The organism is Sinorhizobium sp. CCBAU 05631, assembly GCF_002288505.1.
GTDB classification, from domain to species: domain Bacteria; phylum Pseudomonadota; class Alphaproteobacteria; order Rhizobiales; family Rhizobiaceae; genus Sinorhizobium; species Sinorhizobium fredii_C.
In genome coordinates this window covers 605,614-627,442 of sequence record NZ_CP023063.1, presented here as the reverse complement: position 1 = coordinate 627,442, position 21,829 = coordinate 605,614, and the positions used below count along the sequence as shown (strand labels likewise).

The 21,829-nt window shown below is 62.8% G+C and carries 26 protein-coding genes; 5 read left to right on the top strand and 21 right to left on the bottom strand.

What is annotated here, in order from left to right:
* Nucleotides 1-27: 27 nt before the first annotated feature.
* Nucleotides 28-633 carry a YqgE/AlgH family protein gene (locus SS05631_RS02965; protein ID WP_037413412.1) on the bottom strand — a complete coding sequence of 202 codons (606 nt, stop codon included), beginning with the start codon at nucleotides 631-633 and terminating at the stop codon, nucleotides 28-30.
* A 272-nt stretch (nucleotides 634-905) separates the two neighbouring features.
* Between SS05631_RS02965 and SS05631_RS02960 the strand changes: the two genes are divergently transcribed.
* Nucleotides 906-1,721, top strand: a complete 816-nt coding sequence (locus tag SS05631_RS02960; RefSeq protein WP_083853837.1) for a protein-disulfide reductase DsbD domain-containing protein — start codon at nucleotides 906-908, stop codon at nucleotides 1,719-1,721.
* Nucleotides 1,722-1,793: 72 nt separating this feature from the next.
* Nucleotides 1,794-2,279 (top strand): peroxiredoxin, encoded by a 486-nt coding sequence (locus SS05631_RS02955; protein WP_037413410.1) that lies wholly within the window; start codon nucleotides 1,794-1,796, stop codon nucleotides 2,277-2,279.
* Nucleotides 2,280-2,463: 184 nt separating this feature from the next.
* On the opposite strand, the gene rnhA is transcribed toward SS05631_RS02955, so the two are convergent.
* From rnhA to coxB, 13 genes are all read right to left on the bottom strand, one after another.
* Nucleotides 2,464-2,925: a ribonuclease HI gene (gene rnhA / locus SS05631_RS02950; protein ID WP_037413409.1), complete on the bottom strand. Its 462-nt coding sequence runs from the start codon at nucleotides 2,923-2,925 to the stop codon at nucleotides 2,464-2,466.
* Nucleotides 2,922-3,902, bottom strand: a complete 981-nt coding sequence (locus SS05631_RS02945) for a homoserine kinase (RefSeq protein WP_037413408.1) — start codon at nucleotides 3,900-3,902, stop codon at nucleotides 2,922-2,924. The genes rnhA and SS05631_RS02945 overlap by 4 nt, the downstream gene beginning before the upstream one ends.
* Nucleotides 3,903-3,963: 61 nt before the next feature.
* A complete protein-coding gene (gene ispH, locus SS05631_RS02940; protein ID WP_037413407.1) occupies nucleotides 3,964-4,974 on the bottom strand; it encodes a 4-hydroxy-3-methylbut-2-enyl diphosphate reductase in 1,011 nt (336 codons plus the stop codon).
* A 3-nt stretch (nucleotides 4,975-4,977) separates the two neighbouring features.
* Complete coding sequence (locus SS05631_RS02935) at nucleotides 4,978-5,343, bottom strand: DUF1304 domain-containing protein (RefSeq protein WP_037413405.1); 366 nt, start codon at nucleotides 5,341-5,343, stop codon at nucleotides 4,978-4,980.
* Between the two features lie 13 nt (nucleotides 5,344-5,356).
* Nucleotides 5,357-6,142, bottom strand: a complete 786-nt coding sequence (locus tag SS05631_RS02930) for an SURF1 family protein (RefSeq protein ID WP_037413404.1) — start codon at nucleotides 6,140-6,142, stop codon at nucleotides 5,357-5,359.
* Nucleotides 6,102-6,494 (bottom strand): DUF983 domain-containing protein, encoded by a 393-nt coding sequence (locus SS05631_RS02925; RefSeq protein ID WP_037413742.1) that lies wholly within the window; start codon nucleotides 6,492-6,494, stop codon nucleotides 6,102-6,104. Before SS05631_RS02925 ends, SS05631_RS02930 begins: the two co-directional genes overlap by 41 nt.
* Nucleotides 6,491-6,982, bottom strand: a complete 492-nt coding sequence (locus SS05631_RS02920; RefSeq protein ID WP_037413403.1) for a L,D-transpeptidase family protein — start codon at nucleotides 6,980-6,982, stop codon at nucleotides 6,491-6,493. Before SS05631_RS02920 ends, SS05631_RS02925 begins: the two co-directional genes overlap by 4 nt.
* Before the next feature lie 79 nt (nucleotides 6,983-7,061).
* Nucleotides 7,062-7,940, bottom strand: coding sequence for a cytochrome c oxidase subunit 3 (locus SS05631_RS02915; protein ID WP_037413402.1), 879 nt, complete (start codon nucleotides 7,938-7,940; stop codon nucleotides 7,062-7,064).
* A 62-nt stretch (nucleotides 7,941-8,002) separates the two neighbouring features.
* Nucleotides 8,003-8,602: a cytochrome c oxidase assembly protein gene (locus SS05631_RS02910; RefSeq protein ID WP_037413401.1), complete on the bottom strand. Its 600-nt coding sequence runs from the start codon at nucleotides 8,600-8,602 to the stop codon at nucleotides 8,003-8,005.
* Nucleotides 8,603-8,612: 10 nt separating this feature from the next.
* Nucleotides 8,613-8,753: a hypothetical protein gene (locus SS05631_RS02905; protein ID WP_037413400.1), complete on the bottom strand. Its 141-nt coding sequence runs from the start codon at nucleotides 8,751-8,753 to the stop codon at nucleotides 8,613-8,615.
* Entirely contained in the window at nucleotides 8,753-9,709 is a 957-nt protein-coding gene (locus tag SS05631_RS02900) for a heme o synthase (protein ID WP_037413399.1), read from the bottom strand. Before SS05631_RS02900 ends, SS05631_RS02905 begins: the two co-directional genes overlap by 1 nt.
* Before the next feature lie 98 nt (nucleotides 9,710-9,807).
* Entirely contained in the window at nucleotides 9,808-11,499 is a 1,692-nt protein-coding gene (gene ctaD, locus SS05631_RS02895; RefSeq protein ID WP_037379304.1) for a cytochrome c oxidase subunit I, read from the bottom strand.
* Nucleotides 11,500-11,519: 20 nt separating this feature from the next.
* Nucleotides 11,520-12,404 carry a cytochrome c oxidase subunit II gene (gene coxB, locus SS05631_RS02890; RefSeq protein WP_037413396.1) on the bottom strand — a complete coding sequence of 295 codons (885 nt, stop codon included), beginning with the start codon at nucleotides 12,402-12,404 and terminating at the stop codon, nucleotides 11,520-11,522.
* Between the two features lie 369 nt (nucleotides 12,405-12,773).
* Here coxB and SS05631_RS02885 point away from each other — a divergent pair, with 369 nt between their 5' ends.
* A complete protein-coding gene (locus tag SS05631_RS02885; protein WP_037413395.1) occupies nucleotides 12,774-13,304 on the top strand; it encodes an invasion associated locus B family protein in 531 nt (176 codons plus the stop codon).
* 84 nt (nucleotides 13,305-13,388) lie between these two features.
* On the opposite strand, the gene ribB is transcribed toward SS05631_RS02885, so the two are convergent.
* Nucleotides 13,389-14,489 (bottom strand): 3,4-dihydroxy-2-butanone-4-phosphate synthase, encoded by a 1,101-nt coding sequence (gene ribB, locus SS05631_RS02880; RefSeq protein WP_037413393.1) that lies wholly within the window; start codon nucleotides 14,487-14,489, stop codon nucleotides 13,389-13,391.
* Nucleotides 14,490-14,508: 19 nt separating this feature from the next.
* Nucleotides 14,509-15,606: a chorismate synthase gene (aroC, locus tag SS05631_RS02875; protein ID WP_037413392.1), complete on the bottom strand. Its 1,098-nt coding sequence runs from the start codon at nucleotides 15,604-15,606 to the stop codon at nucleotides 14,509-14,511.
* A gap of 515 nt (nucleotides 15,607-16,121) precedes the next feature.
* Here aroC and SS05631_RS02870 point away from each other — a divergent pair.
* Nucleotides 16,122-16,382, top strand: coding sequence for a DUF1344 domain-containing protein (locus tag SS05631_RS02870; RefSeq protein WP_012707100.1), 261 nt, complete (start codon nucleotides 16,122-16,124; stop codon nucleotides 16,380-16,382).
* 45 nt (nucleotides 16,383-16,427) lie between these two features.
* Here the strand turns inward: SS05631_RS02870 and SS05631_RS02865 are convergent, their stop codons facing one another.
* The 4 genes from SS05631_RS02865 to SS05631_RS02850 form a co-directional block, all read right to left on the bottom strand.
* Complete coding sequence (locus SS05631_RS02865; RefSeq protein ID WP_037413391.1) at nucleotides 16,428-17,012, bottom strand: histidine phosphatase family protein; 585 nt, start codon at nucleotides 17,010-17,012, stop codon at nucleotides 16,428-16,430.
* 142 nt (nucleotides 17,013-17,154) lie between these two features.
* Nucleotides 17,155-17,973 carry an enoyl-ACP reductase FabI gene (gene fabI, locus SS05631_RS02860; protein WP_037379294.1) on the bottom strand — a complete coding sequence of 273 codons (819 nt, stop codon included), beginning with the start codon at nucleotides 17,971-17,973 and terminating at the stop codon, nucleotides 17,155-17,157.
* A 204-nt stretch (nucleotides 17,974-18,177) separates the two neighbouring features.
* Complete coding sequence (locus tag SS05631_RS02855; protein ID WP_037413390.1) at nucleotides 18,178-19,227, bottom strand: DnaJ C-terminal domain-containing protein; 1,050 nt, start codon at nucleotides 19,225-19,227, stop codon at nucleotides 18,178-18,180.
* A 210-nt stretch (nucleotides 19,228-19,437) separates the two neighbouring features.
* Entirely contained in the window at nucleotides 19,438-19,890 is a 453-nt protein-coding gene (locus SS05631_RS02850; RefSeq protein ID WP_037413388.1) for an RT0821/Lpp0805 family surface protein, read from the bottom strand.
* A gap of 138 nt (nucleotides 19,891-20,028) precedes the next feature.
* On the opposite strand from SS05631_RS02850, the gene pdxH reads away from it, so the two are divergent.
* Complete coding sequence (gene pdxH, locus SS05631_RS02845) at nucleotides 20,029-20,649, top strand: pyridoxamine 5'-phosphate oxidase (protein ID WP_037413386.1); 621 nt, start codon at nucleotides 20,029-20,031, stop codon at nucleotides 20,647-20,649.
* 110 nt (nucleotides 20,650-20,759) lie between these two features.
* Here the strand turns inward: pdxH and SS05631_RS02840 are convergent, their stop codons facing one another.
* Nucleotides 20,760-21,812, bottom strand: coding sequence for a polysaccharide deacetylase family protein (locus SS05631_RS02840; protein ID WP_095677921.1), 1,053 nt, complete (start codon nucleotides 21,810-21,812; stop codon nucleotides 20,760-20,762).
* Nucleotides 21,813-21,829 lie beyond the last annotated feature (17 nt).

Genomic DNA, 21,829 nt, shown 5'->3' with positions numbered 1-21,829 from the left:
GAAAGAAGCAGGATACCGAGCCTTCGATTAGGCGTGGCCGGCATCGGGGGAAAGCATCGCCGAAGAGACGCCGATCAGCGCAAGCGCCTGATCGTATTTCTCGTCGAGGTCACGGCTGAAGATCAGCTCTTCACGCGCCGGGCATGTCAGCCAGCCGTTGTTGGCGATTTCGCTTTCGAGCTGCCCCGGTCCCCAGCCGGCATAGCCGAGCAGCATGGTGGCCTTGACGGGCCCCTCGCCGCGCGAAATGGCCTTGACGATGTCGAGCGTCGCCGTCAGGCAGATATCGTCGCTGACCGGAATGCTCGAGTCGCTCAGGTAATCGTCCGAATGCAGGACGAAACCACGACCGGTCTCGACCGGCCCGCCAGCCTGGATCTGGAACTCACGTGCCGCCGAAGGCAGCCGGATCGCTTCGTCCGGGTCGAGCAGTTGCAGATGCAGGAGCACGTCCGGGAAGGTCAGCCGCTGGGGCCGGTTCAACACGAAGCCCATCGCGCCGTCTTCCGAATGGGCGCAGACGAAGATCACCGTGCGGGCGAAATTGGCATCGAACATGCTGGGCATGGCGATCAGGAACTGACCGTCAAGGAAACCACGTTCGCGTATCTTTGGCTGCGCCGTTGTTGCCATAATGAAAGATAGCCTATCAATTCGGCACGAAATGAAAAGCGCCTCTACGTGGCGCGGGCCGAAATTTGCACGCACGACGCTCCTTCGCGTCGATCTCCAGCTCCAACGATGCAAAGACAAGCGAATTCCACAGTTGGAGCCCAGTACGGGCGAACCATTTACCCGGCATCGTCGATCAAGCAGATATGATCGGCGGCCTTTCGCGGCGGCTGGAGACGAATGCGGAAACGCGCTAGTGCTAGGTCATGACCAGATGCCGAACCAGGAAGAAGATGGCTCAGCGCCTCGCGAAGGCAAGCCTGCTCGTCGCTCTTTTTTTGCCGTACCAGTCCGAGGCCGCCAGCAGCGACTGGTTGGCCTCCCCCGGCGGGGCGATCCGCCTTGTCGCCTCGCAGCCAAGACCGGACGGCTCCATTCCAGCGGTGCTCGAAATCAAGCTCGAGCCCGGCTGGAAAACCTACTGGCGCGACCCCGGCGCGAGCGGAATACCGCCGCAGATCACCCTCGATCCGGAAGGCGGCGTCGCTCTGGAGGCGATCCGGTTTCCCGCACCGAAAACCTTCGGCGAGGGACCGGGACGCTATGTCGGTTACGACAGCTCGGTTGCCTTCCCGCTCACGCTGAAACGGGTAAGCGGCGAAAAGGACCTGACCGTCCGGGCTTCCGTTTTCCTGGGCGTTTGCGAAGACATCTGCATCCCGGTCCAAGGCACACTGGATCTGGCGCTGAAGGCCGGTGTCTTCGACAATCCACTGGACGGCGCGCGCATCGAGGAGGCCGTGGCGGCACTTCCGAAGCCGCCATCCGATCACTTCAGGGTCACGATGACAGACTTCGAAGAGGATGCCGGCATCATGCACCTCGATCTCCGGCTTCCGCAAGACGCGGGCGAACCGGAGATTTTCCTCGCCGCGCCGGCGGGTCTCTCCTTCGGAGCACCGGTCGTGGGCGACCTCTCCGGCGCCGAGCGCCGCGTGGACATTCCCGTGAAGTTCTCCGGCAAGGACCGAAAGATGGGCGGCAAGGCGATTGCGATTACCGTGCGTGCCGGCGATCTGAGCATGGAAACCACGCTTGCCTTTGACTGACGCGTTCCTATAGTCGCTCGCAGGCTCGGCAACCCCTTTGCCGGACCGCGAGTTGAATTCGAGGAGAGAACCGTGACCATTGCTGTCGGAGACAAGCTGCCCAACGCAACCTTCAAGGAAAAGACCGCCGACGGCCCGGTCGAGATCACCACCGACCAGCTCTTCAAGGGCAAGCGCGTCGTCCTTTTCGCCGTCCCGGGGGCGTTCACCCCGACCTGCTCGCTCAATCATCTTCCCGGCTATCTGGAGAACCGCGACGCGATCCTCGCGCGTGGCATCGACGATATCGCCGTCGTCGCCGTCAATGACCTGCATGTGATGAGCGCCTGGGCAACGGCATCCGGCGGCATGGGCAAGATCCATTTCCTATCCGACTGGAACGCTGCCTTCACCAAGGCGCTCGGCCTCGATATCGATCTGTCGGCCGGCACACTCGGCATCCGCTCGAAGCGCTACTCGATGCTCGTCGACGACGGCGTGGTCAAGTCGCTGAACGTCGAAGACTCCCCGGGCCAGGCGACCGTTTCCGGCGCGGCGGCAATGCTGGAACAGCTTTGATCGATAGGGATTGGCCTTAGTCTCAGCCCCTCATCCGCCTGCCGGCACCTTCTCCCCGCAAGCGGGGCGGGGGGACTCGCGGCGCACTCTGAAGTCCCCTCTCCACGCGGGCGGGGAGAGGGCTAGGGTGAGGGGCAATTGCCCGTCAATCAGGTATTCGAAAAGTGATACTGGGCGTGTGGCGCTACTTCGCCGCAGCCAGGCGGCCCGGCTTCTTAAACGGCTCCATTCCCTTGCGTGCCAGCTCGTCGGCGCGCTCGTTTTCCGGATGGCCGGCGTGGCCCTTGACCCAGTGCCAGGTCACTTGATGCCGGCCCCGCGCCTCATCGAGCGCCTGCCAGAGTTCGCCGTTCTTCACCGGTTTCCTGTCACCGGTCTTCCAGCCGTTGCGTTTCCAGCCGTGGATCCACTTCGAAATACCGTCCATGACATATTTGCTGTCGGTGTGCAGATCGACCTCGCAGGGCTGCTTCAGGGCGTTGAGCGCCGAGATAGCGGCCGTAAGTTCCATGCGATTGTTGGTCGTCTCCGCCTCGCCCCCGCACATCTCCTTTTCCACTTCGCCATAGCGCAGCACCGCTCCCCAGCCGCCCGGCCCCGGATTGCCCGAGCAGGCGCCGTCGGTAAAGATGTCGACATGCTTCATTGCAAAGCCTCGCCGCGCCGCAGGCCATATTCGGCGCTCGATACGACGGCGCGGTGGAAGCGGAGTTTCGTCAGATATTCGAGCGGGTCCTTCTTGACCACGAGGGCGCCAACCGGCGTCGTCAGCCAGTCGTAGAGGCGCGTCAGGAAGAAGCGCAGCGCCGAGCCTCGCGCCAACAACGGCAGCGCCGCTACCTCCTCCGCGGTCAGACTCCGTACGCTTTCGTAACCGGAGAGCAAGGCCATTCCCTTGGTGATGTTATAGGAGCCGTTCTTCTCGAAGCACCAGGAGTTCAGACAAACGGCGATGTCATAGGCGAGGAAGTCGTTGCAGGCGAAATAGAAATCGATCAATCCGGAAAGGCGATCGCCTAGGAAGAAGACGTTGTCGGGGAAGAGGTCGGCATGGATCACGCCGCCCGGCAGGCCCTTCGGCCAGTGCTCTTCGAGAAAAGCGAGTTCCGCCGCGATCTCGTCCTTCAAGCCGTCCTGCACCTCGTCGGCGCGCGCCTCGGAATTCCGCCAGAGCGGCCGCCAGCCACCCACCGAGAGCGCATTGGTTCGTTTCAACGGGAACCCTTCGCCCGCTTCGTGCATCGATGCCAGCGCCCGGCCAACTTCGCGGCAATGCTGCGCCTCGGGCTTCCTCAGCCACATGCCTTCGAGGAAGGAGATGACGGCGGCCGGCCGGCCGGACAGCGTGCCGAGCAGTTCGCCATCGGCACGCGGCAAGGGGAGCGGGCAGGAAAGCCCCCTTTCCGCGAGATGGTGCATCAGCCCCAGGAAGAACGGCAGGTCATCGGCATTCACCCGCTTTTCGTAGAGCGTGAGGATATAGGAGCCCTTGGTCGTATGGAGAAGGAAGTTCGAATTCTCGACGCCTTCGGCGATGCCCTTGTAGGAGGTCAGAACGCCCACGTCATAGGCGGCCAGAAAGCGGATTAGGTCGTCTTCCGTGATATCGGTGTAAACTGCCAAGGGTCGCTACTTTCGGAAAAGAATTCCATGGGATCGAAGCGGAAGCTTTATCGTCCCGCACCTATTCTCCATTGACGAAGGCCATGTCGGCGGCGGTCAACTCGACATGGCGGAGTTCGCGATTGACGAGGAAGTTCTCGTTCTCCTCGACCGTGTCGGCCAGTTCGACCGTCGCATCATAGCGCTCACGGAACGCCTCGATGATCTCGTTGACGATCACCTCCGGCGCCGAGGCGCCGGCCGAGAGGCCGACGGTTGAGATGTCGCCGATCGTTTCCCAGTCGATCTCCGAGGCACGCTGGACAAGCACAGATTTCTTTGCCCCCGCTCTCAGCGCCACTTCGACGAGCCGCTTGGAATTGGATGAGTTGGGGGCGCCGACGATCAGGAAGAGGTCGCAGCCGGGCGCCGCCTGCTTGACTGCCTCCTGCCGGTTGGTCGTAGCGTAGCAGATCGAATCGGCGGCCGGTGCCGTCAGGTTCGGGAAGCGCTCGTGCAGGCGCTTGATGACCCCCGCGGTGTCGTCGACCGACAACGTCGTCTGCGTCACGAAGCCGAGATTGTCGGGATCGGGCGGCAGATACAAATCTGCGTCCTCCACCGTCTCTATGAGCGAGACGGACCCTTCCGGCAATTGCCCCATCGTGCCGATGACCTCCGGATGCCCCGCATGGCCGATCAGCACCACATGCCGCCCCAGCCGGTGGTGCCGCATCGCCTGCTTGTGCACCTTCGAGACCAGCGGACAGGTGGCGTCGAGATAAAAGAGGTTGCGTTGATCGGCATCGGCGGGCACCGATTTCGGCACGCCATGGGCGGAGAAGACCACAGGCTGCTTGCGATGCTCCGGCGGAATTTCGTCGAGCTCCTCGACGAAGATCGCGCCCTTGGCCTCCAGCCCTTCGACGACATAGCGGTTATGCACGATCTCGTGGCGGACATAGACCGGAGCGCCGAACTCCTTGAGCGCCAGTACGACGATCTGGATCGCCCTGTCGACGCCGGCGCAGAAGCCGCGCGGTCCGCAAAGACGTATGGTGATCTGGGATTTTGCCGCCGTGGATGAGGCCATGAATCAGGACGCCAGTAGAACGAACAGGAGGGCGAGCATGGCCGGGCCGCCCTGCACGAGAAGAATGCGGGGCTTGACCGACCATGCGCCATATATAGCGGCAACGATCACGCACACAAGAAAGAACACCTTCAACTCAAAGGCAAAGGTCGGTTCGGGCTGGAGCAGCGACCAGAGGAGACCTGCGGCCAGGAAGCCGTTGTAGAGCCCCTGGTTGGCCGCCAGCACCCGCGTCGTCTCGGCCCGCTCCGCCGTCATGTGGAAGACCGCCCGCCCCTGCGGCTTCGTCCATAGAAACATCTCGAGCACCAGGAAGCCGACATGCAGCAATGCGGTGAGCGCAATCAGGATGGCGGCGAGAATAGCCATACGTTTCCCCGTTTCATTCGCCGGAATGATCTCTGCGTCGCTGACGATAGAGGTAAGCGCCACTCACCACGACCAGCGCCCCCGCAAGACCGTACCAGGTGAGCGCATATTGAAGATGGTTGTTCCGCAGGTCGAACCGGGTGACGCCGCCGACCGGCAAGCCGCCCGGGTTTTTTGCGGCATCCGCGTCGACGAAGAAGGGAACGACACGATCAGCGGCGATGCCGGCTGTCTGTGTCATCGCGCCAAGATCCTTCCAGTAGAAGATGTTCTTGGCGATATCGTTGTCAGGCACCAGCGACGAAGGCTTTTCGGAAAGCCGCGGCCGTGCCAGACCATTGATGGTCACGTTGCCGCCAACCTGCCCCTCGGCCCGCGTTGCGGCGTCCTTCTTCTCGAAGGGCACGAAGCCGCGGTTGACGAAAAGAGCGCGACCGTCCGCGAGCATGAGCGGCGTGAAGACGTAGTAACCGGTGCGGCCATCGTGCGTGGCAAAGAAATGCCGCTCCTTGCCGTGGTCGTACACGCCGGACACACTGATGGATCGATAGTCGATGTCCTCGCCGGCCGCAGCCAGCGCCTCTATCTCTCCGAGCGGCGCCGGCGGCGCCGAACGGCGCTCGGAGATCGCGGCGATCAGCGCCTCCTTCCAGTGCAGCCGCTCCAGCTGCCATGTACCGAGCGAGAGGAGCACGGCGAAGGCGATCGCGACGAGCACGATACCGCCAATCCGGCCGAGGCGCCCATGCGAGGCCGCCTTATGCATCTCGGCCACGGTCGATTTCACCCGGACGTGCATTGTTGCGGTACTGGATATTGATCAGCACGCCTTTCAACGTCCTCGTCAGCGCGAGGCTGAAAACCGTTGCCAGGGGTATCCACATCAGGAAATGCAGCCATAGCGGCGGATTGACATTGACCTCCATCCAGAGCGCCGCCCCAAGCACGACGAAGCCGACGATGAGGATGACGAAAACGACGGGACCGTCGCCGGAATCGGCAAAGCGATAGTCGAGCTCGCAGCTCTCGCAGGCCGGTCGAACTTTCAGGAAGCCGTCGAACAACCGGCCCTGGCCGCAGCGCGGGCAAAGCCCCTTGACGCCTGTCATGATCGGGTCAACCGGCGGGTACAACGCCTTGTCGTCGTTCATGGATTGATCTCGATCGCCGTGTTGTTCGGGACCATGTCCCAGATTTCGTCCATCTCGGCATTGGTAACGGCAATGCAGCCATCCGTCCAATCGAACATCTGCGTCAAAAAGGCCAGCCAGCCGAAATAGTTGGGCTGACCATGGATCATGATCATGCCGCCGGGATCGAGGCCCTTGGCAGCCGCGGCCCGCACATCCTCGGGTGCCGGATAGGAGATGTGGATGGAACGGTAGAAGCTGCTCGCGTCGTTGCGCCAGTCGAGTACGTAGCGCCCCTCCGGCGTCCGCCGGTCGCCTTCCTGCATCTTGTCTCCCACGGGATTGGCGCCGAGCGCGACCGAATATTCGCGCAGGAGGCGCTCGCCGGCAAACAATTGCAGCACGCGTCGTTCCTTGTAGACGACCACCTTGTCCGCAGTTTCGGCGGCGTTGACAGGCGGCTTTACGAAAACAGCTGCAGCCAGCAGCCACAAATACGCGTATTTCATCGCCCGATCATTGCTCCCAAACGAAATAGGGCGGCTGCATCGCCGCAGCCGCCCTTTGTCCTTCGTACCGCCCCCAGCCTCAGCCGTGAGCGATCGGCGCACCCCATCCGCCCCAAATATAGATGGAGAAGAACAGGAACAGCCAGACCACGTCAACGAAGTGCCAGTACCAGGCTGCCGCTTCGAAGCCGAAATGATGCTGCTGGCTGAAGCCGCCACCGAGCGCCCGGAAAAGGCAGACCAGCAGGAAGATGGTGCCGACGAGAACATGGAAGCCGTGGAAGCCGGTCGCCATGAAGAAGGTGGCGCCATAGATCGAATCGCGGAAGGCGAACGGCGCGTGCGCATATTCATAGCCCTGGACGAAGGAGAACAGAACGCCGAGGAGCACGGTAAGCGTCAGGCCGTAGATCAGGCCCTTGCGGTCGTCGTGCAGCAGCGCGTGGTGCGCCCAGGTGACGGTCGTGCCGGAGAGCAGCAGGATCACCGTGTTGTAGAGCGGCAGGTGCCAGGGGTCGAGGACCTCGATGCCCTTGGGCGGCCAGACGCCGCCGGTATAGGCGGCGCGAGCGGCCTGAATGGGCTCGCCGGCAAACAGGCTGGCATCGAAGAAGGCCCAGAACCAGGCGGCGAAGAACATCACCTCGGAAGCGATGAACATGATCATGCCGTAGCGCAGGTGCAGCGACACGACGCGTGTGTGGTGTCCCTCGCGGCCTTCCTTGATCGTATCCGACCACCAGCCGAACATCGTGTAGAAAACGATCGCCAGGCCGATCAGGAAGAGCCACGGGTTGGCAAGTTCCAGGCCGAACAGCTTGAACGAGCCGCCGGCGGCATAGCGCATGAGACCGACGCCGCCGAACGCCATGACGAAGGCGCCAATGGAGGCGAGCAAAGGCCACGGGCTCGGATCGATGATGTGGTAGTCGTGATTCTTCTGATGCGCTCCGGCCATGTCAGTAATCCCCGATAGTCCTCTCTTGTCGCCCGCACGGCATAGCCGAAACGGGCGTCCTGTCAAAGTCTGTTCTCAGTTTGCCCGTCCCTTGCCGCGGCGACCGGCTTGGACGGCTCGCGCGGATAGAAGGTGTAGGACAGCGTCAAGGTCTTGATGTCCTTGGTCTCGACCGGCCTGACGATCTCCGGATCGACGAAGAAGACGACAGGCATCTCCATTTCCTCGCCGGGCTTGAGCGTCGTTTCGGTGAAGCAGAAGCATTGCACCTTGTTGAAATAGGCGCCCGCCGCCATCGGCGTCACATTGAACGTCGCCTGGCCGGTCGTCGGCTTCGACGAGAGGTTCTTCGCGCGGTACATCACCTGCACCGTCTCGCCGATCCTGACGTCGATGTCCCGGTGAACCGGCTTGAAATCCCATGGCAGGCCGGGGCCGACATTGGCGTCGAAGGTCACCTTGACCGTCTCGTCGAGAATGACGTCGGACGCCTGCTCGACGCGCTGCGTCGTGCCGTTATAGCCCGTCACCCGGCAGAACATGTCGTAGAGCGGAACGGCCGCATAGGCCATACCGACCATGCCCGCCACGAAGGCGAGGCAGGCGCCGACGATGACGCCGTTGGCGCGTTGCTTCCCGGGTGTTTGCGGCGTATCCGTCATCGCATCACCTTCAATGGGCCATGCCGCCGCCGAACTTGATCAGCGTGACGACATAGAACAGCCCGACAAGACCGGCGAGCACGAGGCCAAGTGCGATATTGCGGCCGCGGCGGGATTTCTTCTGGGCTTCGCTGAGCTTCACGGTTTCCATCAGATGACACCCCCGGCCTTGAGCCAGACATTCACGATCACATAGTCCACAAGCAGGGCCGAGAAGATCGCGAAGAGATAGGCGATCGAAAAGGCGAAGAGCTTCTTGGCCGGCAGCATCCTGAGGTCGCTTTCCGGCATGCGCAGCACGGCGAGCGAATACCAGACGAAGCCCAAGCCAAGAGCAGTCGCGAAGGCTCCGTATCCAAGGCTCGCAAAACCGAGCAGCGTGGGACAGATGCCGCTCAGCGCGGTCAGGAGCGCGTACACCACGATCTGCCGCTTGGTCGTCGCCTGGCCGCAGACATTCGGCATCATCGGCACGCCGACGGCGCCGTAGTCGCCCATCTTGAAGAGCGCCAGCGCCCAGAAATGCGCCGGTGTCCAAAGGAAGATGATGAGGAAGAGCACGATGCTCTCGACCGACACGCCCCCGGTCACGCAGGCCCAGCCGATCATCGGCGGGAAGGCCCCGGCGGCACCACCGATCACGATGTTCTGCGGCGTCGAGCGCTTCAGCCACATCGTGTAGATCACTACATAGAAGAAGATCGTGAAGGCGAGCAACCCGGCTGCGAGCCAGTGAACGGCGAGCCCAAGGATGATCACGGAAAATGCCGACAGGGTGAGGCCGAAGGCGAGCGCTTCCTGCGGCAGGATCTTGCCGGCGGGGATGGGGCGCTTGGCGGTGCGGCTCATCACCGCATCGATATCGGCGTCGTACCACATGTTCAGCGCACCGGAGGCGCCGGCGCCGATGGCGATGCAGAGAATGGCGATGAAGCCGATGACCGGATTGATTTGTCCCGGCGCAAGGACAAGCCCGGCAAAGGCAGTAAAGACGACAAGCGACATGACGCGCGGCTTCAAGAGCTCGAAGTAATCGCGCGCAGAGGCTTCGGACAGGCGCGGTGCGCCTTCCATGCCGACTGCCTCGTGATTGTCGATGAGCGTCATGTCTCTTTCCTGAACTAGCTGCGACCGGATAGGCCGCATCATACCGGAAGGCCGGCGGGGAGAAGCCGCCGTCACCGGCGGCTTCTGTTCGTTGTCCGTCACTTGATCCGCGGGAGCTGCTCCCACTGGTGGAACGGCGGCGGAGAGGACAGCTGCCATTCGAGCGTGTTGGCGCCCTCGCCCCACGGATTGTCGCCCGCGACGCGCTTCTTCGAGAAAGCTTCGGCGACGCCGAAGAGGAAGATCAGCACACCGACGGCGGCGACATAGGAGCCGTAGGACGATACCATGTTCCAGCCGGCGAAGGCATCCGGATAGTCGATATAGCGGCGCGGCATGCCGGCGAGACCCAGGAAGTGCTGCGGGAAGAAGATGAGGTTCACGCCGACGAACATCACCCAGAAATGCAGCTTGCCGAGGAACTCGGAGTACATGTAGCCGCTCATCTTCGGGAACCAGTAGTACCAGGCCGCAAAGATCGCGAAGACGGCGCCGAGCGACAGAACGTAGTGGAAGTGAGCAACCACATAGTAGGTGTCGTGAAGCGCCCGGTCGAGGCCGGCATTAGCGAGCTGAACGCCCGTGACGCCGCCGACGGTGAAGAGGAAGATGAAGCCGATCGCCCAGACCATCGGCGTGGTAAAGCGGATCGAGCCGCCCCACATCGTGGCGATCCAGGAAAAGATCTTCACGCCCGTCGGAACCGCGATGACCATCGTCGCGAAGACGAAGTAACGCTGCGTCTCGAGCGACATGCCGACAGTATACATGTGGTGCGCCCACACGATGAAGCCGACGGCGCCGATCGCGACCATGGCATAGGCCATGCCGAGATAGCCGAAGATCGGCTTGCGCGAGAAGGTTGAGATGATGTGGCTGACGATGCCGAAGCCCGGCAGGATCAGGATGTACACTTCCGGATGGCCGAAGAACCAGAACAGGTGCTGGAACAGGATCGGATCGCCGCCGCCGTCAGGCGCGAAGAAGGTCGTACCGAAGTTGCGGTCGGTGAGCAGCATGGTGATGGCGCCCGCCAGAACCGGCAGCGACAGCAACAGCAGGAAGGCGGTGATCAGCACCGACCACGCGAAGAGCGGCATCTTGTGCAGCGTCATGCCCGGCGCGCGCATGTTGAGGATCGTCGTGATGAAGTTGATGGCGCCGAGGATCGACGAGGCACCGGCAATGTGCAGGCCGAGGATCGCCAGATCCATGGCCGGCCCCGGCATGCCGGAGGTCGAGAACGGCGGATAGATCGTCCAGCCGCCGCCGGCCCCGTAGGCGCCCGCCGGGCCTTCGACGAACATCGAAAGCAGCACCAGCAGGAAGGCCGGCACGATCAGCCAGAACGAGATGTTGTTCATGCGCGGGAAGGCCATGTCCGGCGCGCCGATCATGATCGGCACCATCCAGTTGGCGAAACCGCCGATCAGGGCCGGCATGACCATGAAGAAGATCATGATCAGCGCGTGGGCGGTGGTGAAGACGTTGAACATGTGCTTGCCGCCGTCGATGGCAGCATCGCCTTCGAAGCCGTAGACCATCTGCGCCAGACCGTGGAAGATCTGGATGCCGGGCTCCTGCAGTTCGGCGCGCATGAAGACCGACAGCGTACCGCCGATGATGCCGGCAATGATCGCGAAGATCAGGTAGAGCGTGCCGATATCCTTGTGGTTGGTCGACAGGAACCAGCGCTGAAAGAAGGTCAGCGGCTGGTGAGCGTGGTCTGCATCATGGGCATGATCGGAATGATCATGACGGTGATCGTGGTGAACGGCTGTTCCAGCCATGGGTCGAGCTCCCCTTCCGATTACTGTGCGGCGTTTGCGGCGACGTCAACGGTCTTGACCGCGCCGTCGGTGGACGCCATGAGCGCCTTGTTCGCTTCGCCGAGATTGGTTGAGGCGGCGGCGAGCCAGGCGTCGTATTTCTCCTGCGCAACCACGCGGATGGCGATCGGCATATAGGCGTGATCCTTGCCGCAGAGCTCGGAACACTGGCCATAATAGAGACCTTCGCGGTCGGCCTTGAACCAGGTCTCGTTGAGGCGGCCCGGAACGGCGTCGATCTTCACGCCGAAGGCCGGCATGGCGAAGGCATGAATGACGTCGGCAGCCGTGACCAGAAGGCGGACGGTCTTGCCGACCGGCACGACGACTTCGTTGTCGACGGCGAGCAGACGCGGATAAGCGGCCTTGTCTTCCTTGCCGAGACCCGCGCGGTCTTCGTCCTTCAAAAGCAGGCTGTCGAAGGAGAGCGGATTCTCGCCGACCTCATATTCATACGACCAGTACCACTGATTGCCGGTCGCCTTGACAGTCAGGTCCGGGTTCTGCGGCGGCGTGAGCTGCGCGGTGAGAAGCTGGAAGGACGGAACGGCCAGGAACAGCAGAATGATCACCGGACCGACGGTCCAGATCACTTCGATCGCGGTGTTGTGGCTGGTCCGCGACGGAACGGGATTGGCGCCCTCGCGGAATTTCACGACGACGATGATCAGCAGCAGGAGGACCAGGAGGGTAATCGGAATGATGAACCACAGGGTATATTGTTCAAACCACGTGATTTCTTCCATGATGCCCGTTGCGGCCGGCTGAAAGGTGGTCTGCCAGTCGACAGGCTTGTCAGCAAAGGCGCTCGAAGCAAAGAGCAGACAGGCAAGCGCTGCCAGAACTGCATAGGCCTTGTTTTTCACAATTACGTCTCCCCAATGCGCTTGATCAGGATCAAACCCGGAACGCAGAATCCCTGCGATACTGGAAGCGCTTCAAACCACAGTTTGACCAGCGCCGCAACATCTGTGCAATGAACCTCATGCGGCATTTTTGCACAAAGCCAAGATTTCCCGCCGCCGCCCTTCGCGCCGGATCAGAGATTGCGTCAGGGCGGCGATCCTCGCCTTGCCTACGCGCGCCCCGTCACGGCGGAAACGTCCGGCGCGCCCGATGCGCTCGATATAGGCCCAATTTCGGCCATATGCCGCTGGAATGTAAGTGGCGGGGCTTTTCATTTATATCTCTGCGCATCAAGAATAGCCCGAATGATTCGACGTTTTGAGGTTTACATGGGCCTGTCCCTCTTCTCCCGGCTGCCCGCTTTGATCGCGCTCGGAATTGCCGCCTTCGTCTTTCCCGCCGCAAGCTTGGCCCAGCAGTCTGCTGCCACACCCGGGACCGTCAAGTCGAACCACGGCGCCTGGTCGATCGTCTGCGATCAGCCGGCCGGCGCCTCTGCCGAACAATGCGCGCTGATGCAGAACGTCATCGCCGAGGACCGGCCTGAAGTCGGGCTCTCGGTCGTCGTTCTCAAAACCGCCGACCGCAAGGCGAAGATCCTTCGCGTTCTGGCACCGCTCGGCGTGCTTCTGCCCAACGGCCTTGGCCTCAATGTCGACGGCAAGGACATTGGCCGCGCCTATTTCGTCCGCTGCTTTTCGGACGGCTGCTATGCCGAGGTGGTGCTCGAGGACGAGCTCCTGAAGACGATGCGCGCCGGCGGGACGGCAACCTTCATCGTCTTCCAGTCGCCGGAGGAAGGGATCGGCATTCCGGTCGACCTGAAGGGCTTCGGCGAAGGCTACGACGCGCTTCCGTAAAATCGCGAGTGCTTATCGAAATGAAAGGCCGCGCTCTTCCCGAGGCGCGGCTTTCTTGTGAACTCGGCCGTCCGCCTGTGCGCGCTACAGGATCTCTGTCGCTGCGATCTTGATGCCGAAGCCTTCGAGGCCGACATAGTGGCGCTCGCGAGAGGACAGCAGTCGGATCGACGTGATGCCGAGATCCTTGAGGATCTGGGCGCCAAGGCCGATTTCCAGCCATTCGCTTTCGCGCGCCTGCGCTTCGGAATGGCCCTCGCGGTCATGCTTGCCCTTGCGCGCGGTCTGGGAGACGCCGACGCCGACCGAGCCCTCGCGCAGGTAGACGATGACGCCCCTCCCCTCGCCCGCGATGCGCTTCATGACCTCGTCGATCTGGCGGCCATTGCCGAAGACGTCCGCGCCGACATTTTCGAGGTGAAGACGGACGGGAATGTCGACGCCGTCGCGAACGTCGCCGAAAACGACGGCAAGATGCTGCATCGGATCCCATGGCAGCGCATAGGTGTGCGCCTTCGCCTTGCCGTAGGCCGTCTCGATCTCGAAGCTATGGGCCTTTTCGATCAAGGTCTCCTTGCGCTGGCGGTAGGCGATGAGATCCGCAACGGAGACCTGCTTCAGGCCGTGCGTTTCGGCGAAGGTCTCCACCTGCGGGCCGCGCATCACCGTGCCGTCGTCGTTGACCAGTTCGCAAATGACGCCGATCGGCGGCAAACTGGCGAGCTTGCAGAGGTCGACTGCCGCCTCGGTATGGCCGGAGCGCATCAACACGCCGCCCTCACGCGCCACCAGCGGGAAGATATGGCCGGGCCGCACGAAATCCGTCGCTCCGACATTCGGATTGGCAAGGTTCCTGACCGTCAGGGTGCGGTCATCGGCCGAAATGCCAGTCGTCGTCCCGTGCTTGAAGTCGACGGAAACCGTAAAGGCGGTGGTGTGGGCGGAGTCGTTCTCGGCGACCATCGCATTCAGGTTGAGGCGTTTCGCCTCGTCGCGCGGCATGGGCGCACAGACGATGCCCGAGGTGTGCCTGACGATGAAGGCCATCTTTTCAGGGGTGCAGTGCACGGCCGCGACGATCAGATCGCCTTCGTTTTCGCGCCCGCCGTCATCGGTAACGACGACGATCTCGCCGGCCTCGAAGGCGCGAATGGCCTCGACGACGCGCTTCTGGTCATAGGACATCTTTATTCTCTCCAGCAGATTATTTCAGCCGGCCGGTCTGGCCCCGGTCGCGCAGATAGTGATCGGCGATCGTGCAGGCAAGCATGGCCTCGCCGATCGGCACCGCCCTGATCCCGACACAAGGATCGTGCCGGCCCTTGGTGCGCACGTCCACCTCGTTGCCGTCGCTGTCGATCGAGCGGCGTTCGGTCAGGATGGAGGAGGTCGGCTTGATCGCGAAGCGAGCGACGATCGGCTGGCCGGTCGCGATACCGCCCAGAATGCCGCCGGCATGGTTGGAGAGATAGACGGGCTTGCCGTCGGAGCCGATGCGCATCTCGTCGGCGTTCTCCTCGCCGCTGAGCTCGGCGGTGGCAAAACCATCGCCGATCTCGACGGCCTTGACGGCGTTGATCGACATCAGGTTCGAGGCGATGTCCTGGTCCAGCTTGCCATAGATCGGCGCACCGATGCCGGACGGCACGCCTTCGGCGACGACCTCGACGACCGCGCCGATCGACGAGCCAGCCTTGCGGATGCCGTCGAGATATTCCTCCCAGACGGGAACGATGGCCGGATCCGGCGCGAAGAACGGATTGTTGTTGACCTCGGCCCAGTCCCAATTGGCCCGGTCGATCCGGTGCTTGCCGATCTGCACGAGCGCAGCGCGCACGACGAGGCCGGGCACGACCTTGCGGGCGATGCCGCCGGCCGCCACGCGCGCCGCCGTCTCGCGCGCCGAGGACCGGCCGCCGCCCCGATAGTCGCGAATGCCGTATTTGACGTCGTAGGTGTAATCGGCATGGCCGGGGCGGTAGCGCTTGGCGATCTCCGAGTAATCCTTCGAGCGCTGATCGGTGTTCTCGATCATCATCGAGATCGGCGTACCCGTCGAGATCATCGTCTCGCCGTCCTCGTCGAGCATCACGCCGGACAGGACCTTAACCAGATCATCTTCGCGGCGCTGGGTCACGAACCGGGACTGGCCGGGTTTCCGCTTGTCAAGCCAGGCCTGAATTTCGGCGAGCGTGAAGCGAATGCCGGGCGGGCATCCGTCGACGACGCAGCCGAGCGCCGCTCCGTGGCTCTCGCCCCAGGTGGTGACGCGGAAGAGATGACCGAAGGTATTGTGCGACATGACGGCTACCGTGCTCAGGACCCGAGAGATCGGACCGACCGACCCAATCCCTCCGGATCGATTCTAATCGAGTGAGAGCAGAACGCGAAAGACTTCGTATTTCCGTCCTGCTCAGACCGCGCGAAAGCGCGCGCCCTCTCTTAGTGTAAAGCACTCATTGGGGAAAGGGCTTCCGCTGTTGCGGGAGGACTTGCCGCAAGCCCGGATTTTCGGCTCCGATTCGCTTGGATTACGGTCTACGGTTGTCGCGGCCTGCCTGCCGCCCTGGAGTTCTCCGCGATCTTTCTTTGGAAAACCCGCTGCGACATCCTTCGGCAGGGCGTACAGCACCCGCGTTCCGGCCTTAGCGGCTTGAAATTCCCGTGGCCGGCGTTCACTCTTTCAGCCGCCGAAAACACTGTTCGGAATCTGCAGCTAAATCCTAAAAAACCATGGCAAAAAGAACTTTTGCCACAATCGGGGATCACAGGGTGATGACGAGGAAATTCGCAGTTTCATGGAAGAGGGCAGGAAAGATGCGATTTGTCATTGCGACGCTCATGGCTACCGCAAGCTTGCTATCGCCGCTCTCGGTCCACGCGGAAAGCGCCGACGTCGAAGCCGTGATCACCAATATCGACACCGAGCAGCTGAGCCTCTCGCTCGACGACGGCAAGAGCTACCAGGCGCCCGAGGAATTCAACTTCGAGGGACTTGAGGCCGGCGTCAAGGTTCTCGTCTTCTACACCGAAGTGGACGGCAAACGCGTCATCAACGATCTGGAAATCGTTCAGTAGGCTGGTCCCAAGGGTCCGGCATGAACATTTGTGCGCGCATCCCGCCTAAAGCCAGTTGATCGAGCCGTCGACGATCTTCAGCAGCCGGTCCTGTGGAATCGCTGCTGCCGCTGCTTCATCCGGCTCCATTTCTCCGAGCAGCTTGAACAGGGTACGGATCACGCCTCCGTGGCTGACGCAGACGGTGGGCTTCCTCACATCCTTCAGCCAGGCACCGACGCGCCAGGAGAGGATTTCATAGCTTTCGGCATCCGCGCCGGGCGGGATGAAGTCCCATTTCGCCACCCGGCGTGCGGCAATGCGCTCCGGCACCCGGCGTTTCAATTCCGAAAGCGTGAAGCCCTCCCAGGCTCCGAAGGAAACCTCCTTCAGCCGCTCGTCGGTGCGGTAGATGAAAGGGTCGAGCCCCATGGCCCGCCTGAGGCGCTCCATGGTCTCACGCGTCCGGCCAAGCGGGCTGCTGACGAAATCGAAGCTGGCGGCATTCCGCCCGAGGATCTCTCCGAGGGCCACGCCATTGCCGGTCGCCTGCTGGCGGCCGGTCTCGTTGAGGGGAATATCCTTCTGCCCCTGTAGACGACTCTCGGCGTTCCAGTCCGTCTGGCCGTGGCGAACCATGTAGATCAGCACAGTGTTCACTCCGGATGAGGCCGCCGCCCGCCGCGTTGCGTGTCTTGCCAGGCGCGCGAAGGCCGCTCGCGCAACCGGACAGCTGCTCAAATCTTAGACCGAACTCGGTCCGAGGATTCAAGCAGTTGCACGCAAGAAGCGATCAGTCCTTCAGGACGGAAATGTCCGGAGCGTCGACCGCTTTCATGCCGACCGTATGATAACCGGAATCGACATGGTGCACCTCGCCGGTGACGCCGGTAGACAGGTTGGACAGGAGGTAGAGTGCCGAATTGCCAACCTCCTCGATTGAAACGGTGCGCTTCAGCGGCGCGTTGTATTCGTTCCACTTGAGGATATAGCGGAAGTCGCCGATGCCGGAGGCGGCGAGCGTCTTGATCGGGCCGGCCGAGATCGCATTGACGCGGATGCCGCGGTTGCCGAGATCGACGGCGAGATAACGCACGCTTGCCTCGAGCGCCGCCTTGGCGACGCCCATGACGTTGTAATGCGGCATCACCTTTTCGGCGCCGTAATAGGTCAGCGTCAGCATCGAGCCGCCATCGTTCATGATGCGCTCGGCACGCGCCGCAACGGCCGTGAAGGAGTAGACGGAAATATCCATCGTGCGGGCGAAGTTGTCGCGGCTCGTATCGAGGTAGCGGCCCGTCAGCTCGTCCTTGTCGGAGAAGGCGATCGCGTGCACGACGAAATCGATCTTGCCCCATTTCTCCTCAAGCGCCGAGAATACGCCGTCGATCGTGGCAAGGTCCGTCACGTCGCAATGACCGGCCATGAAGGCGCCGAGTTCCTGCGCCAGCGGCTCGACGCGCTTCTTCAGCGCGTCGCCCTGCCAGGTCAGCGCGATGTCAGCGCCCGCTTCCGACAGAGCCTTGGCGATGCCCCACGCAATCGAGCGATTGTTTGCGACGCCCATGATGACGCCGCGCTTGCCATTCATCAGACCCGATGCCTGAGCCATGGAATGTCCCCAATACTGTCTGCCTGGACCGGCCGGAGCCGATGCCAGATTCCCGAATGTCGATGGCGCCGCACTATGCCACCAATGGTGGATGCGGCAAAATGTCGAGAATTGCCTATGGCATAGCCGCCAGACCGGTTCAAGCGCGGTGCGGATCAGGAACTGTTAGTCCCCGTAATATTGGTTCAGCTTGTCATTGAACCGTTACAAATAGAGGCCGTCGCGCTGCGCCCGCATCAGGTCGGTGACCTTGTCGTCGGGCTTTTCATGCAGCACCAGCCGCAACTCGACAAGGAGGTCGCCGCTTTCGCCGTCGGCTCCCTTCAAACCCCTACCGGCTATCCGGATGACACGGTCGGATCCCGACCATGCCGGAACCGTGACGGTCACGGCTCCGCTCGGCGTTTCGATTGCGGCCTCGCAGCCGAGGACCGCATCCTGGAGGTCGACCGGCAGGGTGGTCACGAGATCGAGGCCCTGGGTGCGGAAGGCGCCGTCCTGACGGATGCGCAGGGTCGCGACGACGTCGCCACGGGTCATGCCGGCGACCCGGTAGCCCTGCTCCTTCAGGCGAACCACCTGGCCGTCGACCGCGCCAGGCGGAACTGCCAGCTTCACCGTTTCGCCGTCGGGAAGCTCCAGGGAGACACGCGCCCGGTTGATCACCTCGTCGATGCTGACCGGCAATTCGACAGCCAGATCCGGCACTTTCTCGGCCGTCTTCGTGATGCGGTCGCGGATGCGCCGGACGATCGCCGCAACCAGTTCCGTCCCGGGCGCCGCAAGCCGCCGGACCGCTGTATCCGTCCTTGCCGGCTCCTGTGTCGTTTCGACGGGCGGCTCCGGCTTTGCCTCGGCGGCGGGAGCGACCTTCTCGGCGGGGCGCTGCGCCGAGGCCCTCGGCCTGTTGCCGGATGCCGGTTGTGGGGCGACGCCGAAAATGCGCGATACCGCCTCCTCGGCGCTCTCCGCGCCGACCGGTTCCTCGACCTGCTCCGGACCGCGCATCTTCTCCTTCATCGCTTCCATGCGACGCAGTTCCGCCTCCCGCCGCGCGTGGTCGTAGCGGCTCCTGCGCGCCGGGTCCCGCAGCAGTTCGTAAGCCCGGCCGGCTTCGGCAAAGCGTTCGGTCGCCAGCGGATCGTCCTGGTTGTGATCCGGATGGATCGCTTTCGCGACCGACCGCCAGGCGGCCTTGATTTCGTCCTGTCCAGCGCCGCGACGCACGCCGAGGATTGCATAGGGATCACGCATGGCTTGTCACCACATTCTTTGAACGGCCAGCCCTTGGCGGCGGCGCGTCTACGCACTACGACGGCAGCTCAAGATGGGCCGCTCTTCTCGGAAGCGATGATCCGGGGAAGTTGCTAAATATCGGTTAGCCGAGCTATCGCCCCGCAGGCGGTTGCGGGCCGCTCGGGCCGCAGTCCCGCGTCTTTGCGGGGATGTGGTTAACCGAGGATTTCAGCCCTGCGGGCCGAAGCTCGTCAGATACCACTCGCCATTGTCGAGCTGGCAGGTCCGCCCATCGAACTTGGCAATGCCTTCGAAGGAGTGGCGCGTGGTGGTGAAGCGGCGGCAGAGCACGCCGGAGGCGCGGTCTTCCTCGATGCTGCTGATGACCCCGGCGCTGCCCGACGAGGCATTCGCCCAGGGAATGGCGTTGCTGCTCGCAGTAATATCGGCCGAGGAAACCGCATTGCGCACGGCGACCGCGTCCGAGAGACCGTCGGACGTCTTGGCGACCGGCACGGTCCCGGTCGCGACCGAACGATCGACGCTCGAACTTCCGAAGAGATCAAGACCACCGCCCATGCAGCCCGGAAGCGCCAAGACGGTCAGGCACAAAGCCGCACTGCGCAGCAGCGCAATGGAAAAACCCTTCTTGCCATCGATCCACTTTGCTATGTCTTGCACGGCAATCCTGTCTGACTCGCCAGAGCCGAGCGCAGCCCGAGGAAGCGCTGGCGGGCTCCGACATTTTTCGATGCGGAAACGACAATCGGGCTCATCCCGACGCGCTCCCGCGCCAGATACACGGCATAGGAAGGCAATATGACGGCGAATGAGTTAACAACCGGTGACTTCACGGAGGCAGACGAGCCCTTTTCCCTCTTTGGCACATGGCTGAAGGACGCCGAGAAGAGCGAGGTGAATGACCCCAACGCGGTCGCCCTTGCGACCGTCGATCCCGATGGACTGCCCAATGTCCGCATGGTGCTGCTCAAGGGGTTCGACGAACGCGGCTTTGTCTTTTACACGAATTTCGAGAGTCAGAAAGGCCGCGAATTGCTGGCGACCCGCAAGGCCGCCATGTGTTTCCACTGGAAATCGCTGCGCCGCCAGGTGCGCCTGCGCGGGCCGGTGGAAATCGTCACCGATGAAGAGGCGGACGAATATTTCAGGAGTCGGCCGCGCGGCAGCCGCATCGGCGCCTGGGCCTCGAAGCAGTCCCGACCGCTCGAGAGCCGCCTCGCGCTCGAGAAGGCCGTCGCCGAATTCACCGCCCGTCACGCCATCGGCGAAATCCCGCGTCCGGATTACTGGTCGGGTTTCCGCATCCGGCCGACCTCGATCGAGTTCTGGCATGACCGTCCATTCCGACTGCACGACCGCATGGAGTTCCGCCGCCCCCTCCCGGAAGGAGGGTGGGAAAAGCTTCGGATGTATCCCTGACGGGAAGCCGCGACCTGTCGCCAGGCTACAGCGCCGCGCGTCCAAGTGGACGCGCCAAGATCGCTGTAGCACTTTGAACTGCTGCATGAGTCCTGAAATCGATTCCGATTTCAGGACTCATGCAGCAGCCGGAACAGAATGCCGGAGGCGAGCGCAGCGACATAGCGTTCGCTCTGGAAGTGACCGTTCAGCGAGATCCGCGGCATGGCATGACGATTGACGCCGGCAAAGAGCGTGCCCGGTTCGGTCGTCACGCCAACGGTGAAGCCTAGATCCGCGGCCAGCCGGTGATCCCGCTTCGAAACGGTCGGCCCGTAGCCATAGGGATAGGCGACGGTCAGCGGCGGCCTGCCGGTGATCGCCTCGACCCGTGCGGCGGATGTGGCGATTTCCCGGCGGGCCTCCTCGTCATCGAGCCGCGCCAGCGCGCGATGGCTGACCGTGTGCGCGCCGAGGCTGGCGAGCGGGCTTGCGACCAAGGCGCGAAGACCGCTCTCGTCGAGCGTCAGTCGCTCGGTGATGGCGAGGGGATCGATGCCCTGCGCCAGCGCAGCTCGGTTCAGCGCCGCCACGGCGCTCGCCTCGTCGGTTCTATGGATAAAGGCGGCGATGCGATCGAAAGCCGCTTGCTTCTGCACAAGCGTGCCGCTCGAGAGCGGCACCGCACCATCGCCGAAGTCGAAGCGGAACTCGCGGCTGGGCGACAGCAGCTCGGCGAGCGTTTCCCACCACAGCGTGTGGCTGCGATCGACATAGCCTGCCGTGACGAAGACGGTGAAGGGAACGGCGTGCCGTTCGAATACGGGCAGCGCCCATTCGAGATTGTTGCGGTAGCCGTCGTCGAGCGTGAAGCAAGCGAAGGGCCGATCGCCGGTCGAGGCGAGACATGCCGGCAGATCTTCGAGAGCGACGAAACGGTAACCGCCGCGCTTCAATGTCACGATCGTCTTTTCGAGGAACGCCGGGGTGATTTCCAGATGCGCGTTGGGATCAAAGTTTCGATGTTCCCTGGGGCGGACATGATGCAAGGTAAAGACGGCACCGCGGCCGCGGGCCTCGCCCATCAGACCGGCGCGCGCAAGGAGATGTGCGGCCTCGAGCCCGCCGGCAATTGCGGCCCGCCGCAATTGGTTGCGGACGATCTTCGCGACCAACTGTCTCATCCTTCTCCGCTGTGCCG